We start from the raw sequence: 11,009 nt of genomic DNA on the forward strand, positions 1-11,009 counted from the left end.
TCTGCTGATACTCCGGCGCATGGGCCTTCTCTACCCTTGGGCACTCGGCGCAGGACTCTCCATCGGCGCCCTTTTCCGGTTGTTCAAGGAGCCGTCAATGACCTCGAATCCATCCTCAATGTCCAGCGCGCGTCCCTCAGGCTTGGGATGCCCATGATCGGCATATCCATGAGGTCCAGACCGTTTTGGATCGGCGCCGCGGTCCTGGCTTCGATAGGTGCGATCGCTGCCACCCTGCTGATGTGGCGTCCGGCGATTGCACCCGTCGAGCGGCCGCGAACCTTCGATTCGGTGCAGTTGCAACGCGGCGCGCGAGTCGTCGAAGCGGGCGACTGCGCGGTGTGTCACACGAGACCCGGCGGCCCATACATGGCGGGGGGACTGCCACTGGTGACGCCGTTCGGCACGCTCTACAGCACAAACATCACCCCCGATCCGCAGACAGGCATTGGCCAGTGGTCACTGCCCGCGTTCGAGCGGGCGATGCGTGAAGGGATCGCCCGCGATGGGCACTTCCTGTATCCGGCCTTCCCGTACGTGCATTACCGGCGCATGACGGCAGGCGATATAGAAGACGCCTATGCGTACTTGATGAGTGGCCCTGCCGTGCACGCTCCAGCCCGGCAAAACCGCATGAGCTTCCCGATGAATCTTCGGCCGCTGGTGGCGTTCTGGAATTTACTGTTCCTGCACGGCGAACCACTGAGTCCCGTGGCGCAGCAATCCGATGCATGGAATCGCGGGCGCTACCTGGTCGAAGGCCCCGGCCACTGCGCAGGCTGTCATTCTCCGCTGAACCTGATCGGCGCCGAGAAGTCCGGCGCAAGCCTGGCCGGCGGTACCGTGGATGGTTGGGAAGCGCCTTCGCTGCTGGGCATGGGCCGTCGTGCAACTGCCTGGCGCTACGATCAGTTGGTCAGCTACCTGCGAGGAGAAGTGGTGGACGGCCATGGAACTGCCGCCGGCCCGATGCGCCCGGTCAGTCTCGGCCTGGCGCGCTTGCCAGTCGGCGACGCACAGGCGATTGCCGAGTACCTGCTGAGCTTGCCCGCCAGAACGGTCACCACCGAGGTCCCAGCCTCAGATGCTAATGCCGGGGCCTCCGATCAGACCACTGGCGCGCTGCTGTTCGCCAGCGCCTGTGCCGGCTGCCATGGGCCAGCTGCACCGATGCGTGAAATCGACGAGCGTCCTTCGCTGGACCGTACGTCATCGTTGCAAGCCCCGAACCCGCGCAATTTCCTGAAAACCGTGTTCGAAGGCGTCCCGGCAACGCCGGGCATGCCGGGACCGATGATGCCGCCGTTTGCCGCCAGCCTCGACAACGATCAACTCATCGCACTCGCTTCGTACCTGCGCCGACAAGCCAGACCCGACCAACCCTGGACAGACCTTTCTTCAACCCTTGGAGCGATACGTCAGGAGACGAAATGACTCAAGTCACGCTTAACGTCAACGGCTCGGCCCGGACATTGGACCTCGAACCTGACATGCCGCTGCTCTACGCGCTGCGTAATCATCTGGGGCTCAACGGCGCCAAGTACGGGTGTGGCTTGGGGCAGTGTGGCGCCTGCACGGTCATCGTCGATGACAAGCCTGTATTTTCCTGCGTGACACCCTGCGCCGGCCTTGAAGGCAAGCGGGTTCGAACGGTGGAAAGTCTCGGTACCGCCGAACAACCCGGTCCTTTGCAAAAGGCCTTTATCGACAAACAGGCGGCCCAGTGCGGCTATTGCATCGCCGGTATGTTGATGCGCGCGCAGTCACTGCTGGAGAGCAACCCGCAGCCGGATGAACAGACCATTCGTGAGTACATGGCCGGCAACCTGTGTCGATGCGGCACCCACTTGCGAATCATCGATGCGATCAGCCTTGTCGCCAGGCAAAACGGGAGCGCGCCATGACAGTGGTCAACGAGGTCAATCACAGCCGTCGCGCATTCTTGCGTGGGGGCGCCTTGCTGATGGCGTTTACCCTGGTACCGGTGCCACGACGTGCGTGGGCGGACACCGAAGTCGACACGCTGGGCACGGTGGTATTGGCACCGGATCTGCCCGGCAGCCTGCGCACCAATCCCTATCTTGATGCCTGGATCCGCGTCGGTCATGAAGGCATCACCGTCTATACCGGCAAGGTTGAATTGGGCACCGGGGTCAAGACTGCCTTGCTGCAAATTGCCGCTGAACGCCTGGAGGTTTCTCCATCAGCGATCAACCTGCTCACCGCCGACACGGCGCTGACGCCCAACGAAGGTTACACCGCTGGCAGCCACAGTATTTTCGACAGCGGGACCGCGCTGTTCAACGCAGCGGCGCAGGTACGTGGGCTGCTGCTGGAGTCGGCTGGACGCAGCTGGGCGGTTGCGCCAGCACTGTTGACGACCCGGGAGGGCATCATTCACGGTCCCAACGGACAACGAATGGCCTACGCCGACGCTGTCAAAAACGTCGATCTGCACCGCTATGCACAGTCCGATTCACCAGCACTGCCTGCGACGCCATTCAAGCTGATCGGCCACTCGCTGCAACGGCTGGATATTCCGGCAAAAGTCAGTGGTGGCGCCGCGTTTGTCCAGGACATCCGCCTGCCGGGCATGCTGCACGCTCGGGTGATTCGCCCACCCCGCCCTGGCTGCACGCTACAGGCCTTTGATGCAGCATCGATAGAAGCGCTGTCCGGGGTTGTGCAGGTGATTCGCGACGGCAATTATCTTGCGGTGGTCGCGCGGGATGAATGGCAAGCGATCAAAGCGATGCGCAGCGGATACGAAACGGCGCGCTGGAGCGGTGGCCAGGCAATCCCCGAATCCGCGGACATTCATGCATTGCTCAAACGCCTTCCTTCACGCCCCTACCCGATCAGCCATGAAGGCACTGCCCAGGGTGCGACCGACAACAGCTATCAGGCCCGCGTGACCAAGCAATACCTGATGCATGGCTCCATTGGCCCGTCCTGCGCCGTGGCCTGGTTCAAGGACGGCACCCTCACCGTCTGGACCCACACCCAGGGCGTGTATCCCCTGCGGGCCGGGATCGCCGAAATGGTGCAGCTACCCCCCGAGCGCGTTCGCTGTATCCACACCGAAGGGTCCGGTTGTTATGGCCATAACGGCGCGGACGATGCGGCAGCCGACGCGGCGTTGATTGCCATGCGCATACCCGGCACACCGGTCCGGGTCCAATGGATGCGCGAGCAGGAAAATCTCTGGGAGCCCTACAGCTCGGCGATGGTCACCGAAGTCAAAGCCAACCTGGACGCCCAAGGTCGGTTGCAGGACTGGAACTATGAACTATGGACGACGCCGCACAACGAACGCATCGTCAACGCCGGCCGGTTGCTGCCGGCGCGATTGCTGGCTCGACCGTTCGCCTCCGCACCTTCGGTGCCCATCGCTCAACCTGAAGGCGATGGCGATCGCAACGCCGTGCCGCTCTACACGCTGGCCTCTACGCGCATCAACATGAACTTTGTCACGCAGATGCCCTTTCGCACCTCGGCCATGCGCTCGCTGGGCGCGCACATCAACATTTTTGCGATCGAAGCGTGCATGGATGAGCTTGCGTCCAGGGCCAGGGTCGATCCGATAGCCTTGCGCCTGGCTCATCTGGAAGATCCCCGAGCGCGTGCCGTGGTGGAACGGGTTCGCGACGGCATTGGCTGGCAGCAAAAAAACAATGAGCCTGGCGCAGGCATCGGCTTCGCCTTTGCCCGGTACAAAAACATCATGGGCTACTGCGCTGTCGCGGTACGACTTCAGGTACATCCGCTGACCGGTGAAATACAGATCGAGCATGTGGTCACGGCGGTGGACGTCGGACAGATCGTCAATCCCGATGGCCTGCGCAATCAGGTGGAGGGCGGGATCGTCCAGTCCACCAGTTGGACGCTGTATGAACAGGTCGCCTATGACGCCGGGGGCATACGCAGCTATGACTGGAGTGGCTACCCGATCCTGCGCTTTTCGCAGGTGCCCAGGAAGGTCGATGTTCATCTACTCGACCAACCGGGACAACCGTTTCTCGGCGCCGCCGAAATCGTCCAGGGTCCCATGGCCGCCGCCATCGGCAACGCCGTGGCGAACGCCACCGGCCGACGCTGGTTGAACCTGCCCCTGACCCGCTCGGAGCAGCCGTCCTGAGCCGCATTGCGTTGCGCTTCACGCAACGCAGTGTTGGGCGTTCCTCGGATTATCAAGCGCCCTCCCGCCGATTAACTTAAAGCCATCCGGTGCCTGACCCAACGTCCGCCGCCGCCCTGCTTTCTGTACCCATATCGGAGAACACCCCATGAAGCAGCACCTGTTCCAACCCATCGCATTGGGCCCCTACACACTCCCTCACCGCGTGGCGATGGCGCCTTTGACACGCTCTCGCGCCGGGCAACCGGGCGACGTGCCAACGGCCATGAACGCCGAGTATTACCGCCAGCGTGCGAGCGCCGCGTTGATCATTACCGAAGCGACGCAAATTTCCCGGCAAGGCCAAGGCTATGCCTGGACACCGGGCATCTACAACGCTGAACAGGTGCAAGCCTGGCGTGCAGTCAGCACCCAGGTGCATGAGAGCGGCGGCCTGATCTTCATGCAGCTCTGGCATGTGGGCCGCGTGTCCCACCCGAGCTTTCAGCCTGACAACGCGCGCCCGGTTGCCCCGAGCGCGTTACCCGTGCCGGGCAAGACGTTCATCGTCGACGCGGATGGCAACGGTGTCTGGAGCGATGTACCGGTGCCGCGTGCACTGCAGACGCCAGAGATCACCGACATCATCGACGACTACCGCCGGGCCGCGCGCAATGCACTGGACGCTGGAATGGACGGCGTGGAAATTCATGCGGGCAATGGTTATCTGCTGGACCAGTTCATCAACAGTAACCAGCGCGAGGATGCTTACGGTGGAAGCCTGGAAAACCGTGCACGGCTGTTATTGGAAGTGGTCGCCGCCGTAGTCGACGAAGTGGGCGCAGAGCGCGTAGGCGTACGCTTGACGCCGATGGGACGGTTCATGGGCATGGGCGATGAGACACCGCAGGCGACATTCGGCTACATCGTGCGCTCGTTGAACCAATGGACGCTGGCCTATCTGCACCTCGTCGAGCCCGCCGTGGTTGGTACCGTCAAGGACGAGCACTTCGATCCACGCTGGGATGAAATCATCGGTCAATTACGTGCGGCATGGGACGGCGTGTTGATGATTGCCGGTGGCTACGATCCCGAGACGGCGGAACAGGCCTTGATCGACGGCCGCGCGGACATCATTGCCTTCGGCAGAGCGTTCCTGGCAAACCCGGATCTGCCCCGGCGAATTCGTGACGGGTTACCGCTCAATGCACCAGACCCGAGCACCTTCTTCGGTGGCGATCAGCGTGGCTACGTGGATTATCCGACTCATTCCTGAGCTGGGCTTAACGCAGTTGACCGGTCCGAAAGGCCGCCGCCGTGGAGGCCAACTTTATCCTGGCCCGAAAAGTCAGTAGAAGATTACCTGGACGATGCGATGGAAATCAGCCGGAAGCGATTGCGCTTCGAACGGCCAGGACCCTCCAGAACAAACTCCATAGCCTGGTTTCAGCTACGGTCTGTTTGATCATTGTCATGTAAACATGGGTATTGTTAGCAATTGGTCTCCATGACCATTGCAGGGAAGCCCTTCAGGGTTGGCACTGCCCGGCAAAAGCCCTGTCGATAAGGGCTTTTGCTGTACCTGCAAATCAAACCACGACCTATCAGGAAGCCCATGCCATGATCGATCTAAGCACTTGGAACCTGACGCTCCCGGTCGGCACGCCGGCCCGAGTCATCGAGACCCCGCGCCTGGTGAACGGTTACTCGGATTCGTATTTCCGCTCCGGTAATACACTGTTTTTCTGGGCGCCGGTGACGGGCGGAACTACGTCCGAATCCGAGTTTCCACGTAGCGAACTTCGCGAGACGTACAAGAACGGTGAACTGCGCAATTGGACGTACCCCGAAGCCAATCACCGGATGACAGCCAGCCTGTCAATCAACCAGGTGCCGTCGGAAGGCAGGGTAGTGATCGGGCAGATTCATATCTACCAGGGCAAGGGCCCGCTGCTGAAGGTCGAGTACGTCTACGATAAGGCCAGGAAGACCGGCAGCGTGATTGCCAACTATCGCCGCAAGCCGGGCAGCGCGGATACCAAGGTGGTGATTGCCGAGGATGTGGAGTTGAACAAGCGGTTCACCTACGAGGTTCGCTTGAGCTCGGCGGGCTACCTGCATGTGATTTCGCAAGGGTATCGGTGGGGCACGCAGCTCAGCAAAAGCTGGCAGGGCAAACAATTGTATTTCAAGGCTGGGGCCTACACCTTGGATAACACCGGCTACAAGAGCGAAGGCGCACAGGCGACGTTCAACAAGCTGGAGGCCAAGCACAGCAAGGGTTGATGGGGCATGCACGACTACACCCCAAGCAGGTTATCTACTGGCAGGTGTGTTTGCCGGCGCGGATTGTTTAATTTGCCGCTACCGCCTTGGGAAATCACGCAATAAGGACTATGCACAGGCTATCGGAATGGCTCATGCGATTGAGGGCGCAGAAAGCGAGTATCTGTGTGCCCGCGTCTAGAGCGTGTCTCGGATAGTGGGAACCCTTTGGTGCTCATGTATTTTTCAACAAAACTGGCCAAAAGCAGACGTTCACGTGCGGCTCAGGAGTTTCAAAGCGGGAGTAAGGTGTGTCATCACGCTAGTTGACACACCGGTCAATCCGCAGGGTTATTGCGTGCCATTAATACGATTGAAGAGCATGAGCTTTCTCCATGAGTCGCCCCGCCGCTATTAACCGGCCATGTGATATCTCTGACAGAGAACATGAAATCTAAATCATTAAGCTGTCGCCCAGATTGTCACTCCACATAACGCAGCCAAAGATGAGTCCGACCCGAGACCGCCTGAGCGACTGCCAAAATGCGTGCTTGTAGTTTTTCAACGCTCGTGTTGTAGAGCGCGCAAAAGTCTTTCGCAACAAGATTGGCCAAAGATAGGTCAGGCGGCTCAGCACGAATGAAGCCGATGTAAAAGGCACCCACGCCCATTAGCTCATAGCCATGCGCTTCTGAAAAATGACGCGCAACCGCAAAGTTTTTCGCAGGATCTAAATCGGAAGTGAAATAGCCGTTGGGAAAAGCAGTGGAAGATCCGCTTCCAAGCCACAACAGGACCAGTAGCATGTTACACCGCTCGAACGACAGCAATCCCGTGGCCTGATCTGGTTGCGGGGCGCTGTGTGCTAAACACAGCGCCCTGGCTTCTTGCTCGTGCCAGCGTGCTTTGATGCCATCTCGGGAGTGATCAATATCATCCTCAAGCAGACCACCGATGGCAGTTCCGACACCACCCTCGGCCAGTGCTGCCGCAGAAAGCCCTAAGCATCATTATTTTCAACATTGGCTGCGGTGCATTCCCTCAGGACTTCGATGAATGCCTGCAACCCAGATGGGATATGGCGATGTCCCGGGTAATATAAAAACAATCCTGGAATTGGCGGGCACCAGTCTTCCAGAACCTTCACAAGTCGCGCGTCAGCCAAAGATCGCGAGGCTACGCGCTCTGGCACGTAGGCGATGCCGAGTCCGGAAATGGCGGCTTCGGTCATAATTTCCGGGTTATCGAGGGTCAGCTGTCCTTTGGGATCGATGACCAATGACTGCCCATGCTTTTCAAACTCCCATCGATAAGGTTTACCACTCGGCATTCGGATACCGATGCACTGATGTCGAAGCAGATCATCCGGGGTCAATGGGTATGAATGAGTCTTGAGGTAGTCCGGGGAAGCGACGGTTATAAACCGAATATCCGGGCCTATCGGGACGGCGATCATGTCTTGAGGTATCGACTCACCCAAGCGGATGCCCGCGTCGAAGCCGTTGGCCACGACATCGACCAGGCGACCATCGGTGACGAGATCGACCGACATCTGCGGGAAACGTCGCAGGAATGTCGGCAGGGCACACTCCATCAAAACGCGGGCAGCCTGATCGCTTGCATTGATGCGCAGGGTGCCACTTGGAAGATCCCGATACTGATTAACTTCATCTACAGCCAGCGCAAACTCTCGCAACACCGGGCTCAACCGTCGCAGTAGGCGCTCCCCCGCTGCCGTCGGGGCGACGCTGCGCGTTGTGCGATTGAGCAAACGAACCCCGAGCCTTGCCTCGAGGGTTCTCATCAAATGGCTCAGCGTGGACGCGGACAAACCCAGCTCATCTGCCGCTTTGCGGAAGCTTCGGTGACCAACGATCAGCGCCAACGCACGTACATCAGTGAGTGACAGGGGAAATTCATTCATGGCTATTTTTCACCAGGTCATCCTCATTCTGCTCGATAGTAGCAGCAGTCCAGGACGCGTAGCGTTAAACCCTCGCAAGCCATTCCGGCTCGCTCTGAGGAGAACATACCGATGAATAAAACCTGGTTAGTCACTGGCAGCTCGTCCGGCATCGGCTTGGCGGTAGTTGAGCAATTGCTGGAACGAGGAGATCGCGTGGCGGCTACGTTGCGTGAACCTCAAGCACTCAGTCACTTGAAACAGCGCTACGGCGAGCGGCTGTGGACTGCGGCACTGGATGTGAACGACGCATCCACCATTCGGAATGTCGTTAACCGTGCATTCACTGAACTAGAACGCATTGATGTCGTGGTCAGCAGCGCAGGATACGCATTATTCGGCGCCGCCGAGGAATGCAGTGACGAACAAATCGATCAGCAATTGCAAACTAACCTGGTCGGCTCAATCCAGTTGATTCGCGCTTGCCTGCCTTTTCTCCGTCGGCAAGGGGGCGGTCGAATTCTGCAAGTGTCGTCGGAGGGCGGCCAACTGGCTTATCCAAACTTCAGCCTTTACCACGCCAGCAAATGGGGCATCGAGGGTTTTGTCGAATCGGTCGCGCAGGAGGTTGCACCATTTGGCATTCAGTTCACCCTTGTAGAGCCAGGCCCGACTCGTACGAACTTTGCCGCGGCCTTGGTCAGCCCTCCGGTGATGGCGGAATACGAACAGACGCCTGCCGGCGAGGTGCGTAGAGCGGTCGCCAGTGGTGCTTTCCCCCTGACAGGAGATCCGCAGAAAATGGCCAAAGCCATGCTGGGGATCGCCGAAGCCGAACCGGCGCCAAAACGTCTGCTGTTAGGCAGCGGTGCTTATGGACGTGTCCACGCAGCACTGAGCCAGCGAATGGCTGAGCTGGAGCAGTACAAGGAAATCGCAATGAGCACTGAGATCGAGTGAGTTCCGTTCAGAAAAGAGTTGCAACAGGCATTTGCTTTGCAGAATGCGGCGGCTATAAGGTTTCCAGTTACTAGACAGCAGATCAGTAAGCTCACGCGCCCGCTGCGTCGGCAGGCGCGTGAGAACGTCCTTGAGATAGGCATACGGATCATACCCATTGAGGCACCGCCGTTTCCTACCTCACAGATGTCCAATACTCAAGCAACCTGCATTGCACAACCGGCCCCTAACGCGCCGCTCCTCGCCATTAAAAGCATAACTTCAAAGGAATTGGATTGTCATGACTGCACTGGATACCGCTTTTCACAATCTGCATCAGAACGGCTTGCTGGTCTTGGCCAATGTGGCCGATGCGGGCGGTGCGCGCATCGTCGAACGCCTGGGCGGCAAGGCGGTAGCGACCAGCAGCGCGGCAATGGCTTGGTCTCATGGTTATCAGGATGGCAACAAGTTGCCTCTCGACCTCCTGAGCACCACCGTCATGTCGATGGCACGGGTGCTCAGCGTACCGCTCACGGTGGATATCGAAGGCGGCTACTCCGATGATCTGGAGCAGGTCGGTCGAGTGATCAACACAGTCATCGCCGCCGGGGCCGTCGGGATCAACATCGAAGACGGCCTGGGCTCTCCAGAGCTGCTGGCTCGCAAGATCGACGTTGCAAAAAAGGTGGCAAACCAAACGGGCGTCAAGCTGTTCATCAACGTACGGACCGACGTCTACCTGAAGAACCTTTTCCCCGCCGAACAACGCCTGGGGGAACTCTTGAAGCGCACCGCACTGTATTCCAGCGCCGGGGCGGACGGCCTGTTTGCCGCTGGCGTGGTCGATTCAAACGAAATTGCCACCCTTTGTCAGAAGACCAAACTGCCAGTCAACCTGCTGTCCCGGGACGGACTGCCCTCCCCCGACGAATTGAAGCGTCTGGGCGTCAGACGACTCAGCGCGGGCTCCAGCATCGCCGAGTTTCTGCACGGCGCCATGGGAGCATTGGTCCGCAGTTTCTTGGACAACGGCCAACTCGACACCCAAACCTTGAAAGCCCACACATATGGCGAATTGAACGCTTTGATGGCGGTGAAAAACGAGTAATGCCGATCCTCGGACGAGGCCAAACGCCAGTCCGAGCAGAATTGCACTGCCAGCTCCAACACGTTGCCCAGGTAGACCGAGCACCAAGGCCTGCAAGCGTATTTTTTAATGATCGCAATCAGCATGAAGCGAGCACATCGCTCGCAATCACGGGCCTTGCTCTGCCGATCCTGGCTACAAATCGTGTTGCTCAAATCGATGTTATCGGTGATCAGTGTGCCGCGCTGGCAGTTTCATCCTGGAAGGTGCTGAGAATCAGGGCTGCACCGTTCGCCGTTCCATTCAAGGGGCCGCTCCTACGCTCGCCTCTCATGTCCCCCCGCCTGCAAGAGGCGGGGACCGCCCCCAGTAGCGATCAGGCAACGCACGGGCTCAAGCCTGCGCGGCAGCTCTAGCCCGCGGCGGGGCGAGAAAATAATTCCGATATGACATCGTACAACAATTAAAAAAGTGCTTCCCATCTGCAAAAGCGCTGCTATTTTAAATGCGCATCGAGCCCGCCCCACCCCATCGAAAGGCGCCGGAAAACCGTTTCCAGCGCGGCCATACCCGGCCGAGGGGCGGTGTCGAGGCTAGTCTGCCGTTGTTTTTCCAAACAGGACCGGTCCGTATCGCGCAGGCCACAAGCCTTGCCGCGTCGACCCAGGGGCACGACCCCTGCACAAGGAGGTGTC

General features: G+C 59.4%; 9 protein-coding genes and 1 pseudogene. 7 read left to right on the forward strand and 3 right to left on the reverse strand.

The window, feature by feature from the left end:
- The first annotated feature begins 168 nt into the window (after positions 1-168).
- The 5 genes from BT125_RS03100 to BT125_RS03120 all read left to right on the forward strand — a co-directional run bounded on the left by BT125_RS03100 (position 169) and on the right by BT125_RS03120 (position 6,403).
- On the forward strand, positions 169-1,434 hold the full coding sequence (locus BT125_RS03100) for a c-type cytochrome (RefSeq protein ID WP_072405129.1): 1,266 nt from the start codon (positions 169-171) through the stop codon (positions 1,432-1,434).
- Positions 1,431-1,904, forward strand: a complete 474-nt coding sequence (locus tag BT125_RS03105; RefSeq protein WP_072405130.1) for a (2Fe-2S)-binding protein — start codon at positions 1,431-1,433, stop codon at positions 1,902-1,904. Before BT125_RS03100 ends, BT125_RS03105 begins: the two co-directional genes overlap by 4 nt.
- Positions 1,901-4,138 carry a xanthine dehydrogenase family protein molybdopterin-binding subunit gene (locus tag BT125_RS03110; protein WP_072405131.1) on the forward strand — a complete coding sequence of 746 codons (2,238 nt, stop codon included), beginning with the start codon at positions 1,901-1,903 and terminating at the stop codon, positions 4,136-4,138. Before BT125_RS03105 ends, BT125_RS03110 begins: the two co-directional genes overlap by 4 nt.
- Positions 4,139-4,286: 148 nt before the next feature.
- Complete coding sequence (locus BT125_RS03115; protein ID WP_072405132.1) at positions 4,287-5,393, forward strand: alkene reductase; 1,107 nt, start codon at positions 4,287-4,289, stop codon at positions 5,391-5,393.
- Between the two features lie 344 nt (positions 5,394-5,737).
- Complete coding sequence (locus BT125_RS03120) at positions 5,738-6,403, forward strand: polysaccharide lyase family 7 protein (RefSeq protein ID WP_072405133.1); 666 nt, start codon at positions 5,738-5,740, stop codon at positions 6,401-6,403.
- Positions 6,404-6,864: 461 nt separating this feature from the next.
- Here the strand turns inward: BT125_RS03120 and BT125_RS29610 are convergent, their stop codons facing one another.
- Both BT125_RS29610 and BT125_RS03130 read right to left on the reverse strand, forming a co-directional pair.
- Positions 6,865-7,188: a hypothetical protein gene (locus BT125_RS29610; protein ID WP_256573700.1), complete on the reverse strand. Its 324-nt coding sequence runs from the start codon at positions 7,186-7,188 to the stop codon at positions 6,865-6,867.
- A 194-nt stretch (positions 7,189-7,382) separates the two neighbouring features.
- Positions 7,383-8,306, reverse strand: a complete 924-nt coding sequence (locus BT125_RS03130) for a LysR family transcriptional regulator (protein WP_072405135.1) — start codon at positions 8,304-8,306, stop codon at positions 7,383-7,385.
- Between the two features lie 111 nt (positions 8,307-8,417).
- On the opposite strand from BT125_RS03130, the gene BT125_RS03135 reads away from it, so the two are divergent.
- Entirely contained in the window at positions 8,418-9,245 is an 828-nt protein-coding gene (locus BT125_RS03135) for an SDR family oxidoreductase (RefSeq protein WP_072405136.1), read from the forward strand.
- 63 nt (positions 9,246-9,308) lie between these two features.
- On the opposite strand, the pseudogene BT125_RS03140 reads toward BT125_RS03135, so the two are convergent.
- Positions 9,309-9,407 (reverse strand): annotated as a pseudogene (locus BT125_RS03140) (transposase domain-containing protein); the annotation flags it as partial.
- A 118-nt stretch (positions 9,408-9,525) separates the two neighbouring features.
- On the opposite strand from BT125_RS03140, the gene BT125_RS03145 reads away from it, so the two are divergent.
- Positions 9,526-10,335, forward strand: a complete 810-nt coding sequence (locus BT125_RS03145; protein ID WP_072405137.1) for an isocitrate lyase/PEP mutase family protein — start codon at positions 9,526-9,528, stop codon at positions 10,333-10,335.
- Positions 10,336-11,009: the final 674 nt, after the last annotated feature.

Source organism: Pseudomonas sp. NFACC04-2 (assembly GCF_900119265.1).
Classification (GTDB): domain Bacteria; phylum Pseudomonadota; class Gammaproteobacteria; order Pseudomonadales; family Pseudomonadaceae; genus Aquipseudomonas; species Aquipseudomonas fluorescens_AA.

What these genes read in the sequence shown, in the direction of transcription:
- BT125_RS03100 (WP_072405129.1), top strand. Translation starts at nt 169, where the DNA reads ATGAGGTCCAGACCGTTTTGGATCGGCGCCGCGGTCCTGGCTTCGATA.
- BT125_RS03105 (WP_072405130.1), top strand. Translation starts at nt 1,431, where the DNA reads ATGACTCAAGTCACGCTTAACGTCAACGGCTCGGCCCGGACATTGGAC.
- BT125_RS03110 (WP_072405131.1), top strand. Translation starts at nt 1,901, where the DNA reads ATGACAGTGGTCAACGAGGTCAATCACAGCCGTCGCGCATTCTTGCGT.
- BT125_RS03115 (WP_072405132.1), top strand. Translation starts at nt 4,287, where the DNA reads ATGAAGCAGCACCTGTTCCAACCCATCGCATTGGGCCCCTACACACTC.
- BT125_RS03120 (WP_072405133.1), top strand. Translation starts at nt 5,738, where the DNA reads ATGATCGATCTAAGCACTTGGAACCTGACGCTCCCGGTCGGCACGCCG.
- BT125_RS29610 (WP_256573700.1), bottom strand. Translation starts at nt 7,188, where the DNA reads ATGCTACTGGTCCTGTTGTGGCTTGGAAGCGGATCTTCCACTGCTTTT.
- BT125_RS03130 (WP_072405135.1), bottom strand. Translation starts at nt 8,306, where the DNA reads ATGAATGAATTTCCCCTGTCACTCACTGATGTACGTGCGTTGGCGCTG.
- BT125_RS03135 (WP_072405136.1), top strand. Translation starts at nt 8,418, where the DNA reads ATGAATAAAACCTGGTTAGTCACTGGCAGCTCGTCCGGCATCGGCTTG.
- BT125_RS03145 (WP_072405137.1), top strand. Translation starts at nt 9,526, where the DNA reads ATGACTGCACTGGATACCGCTTTTCACAATCTGCATCAGAACGGCTTG.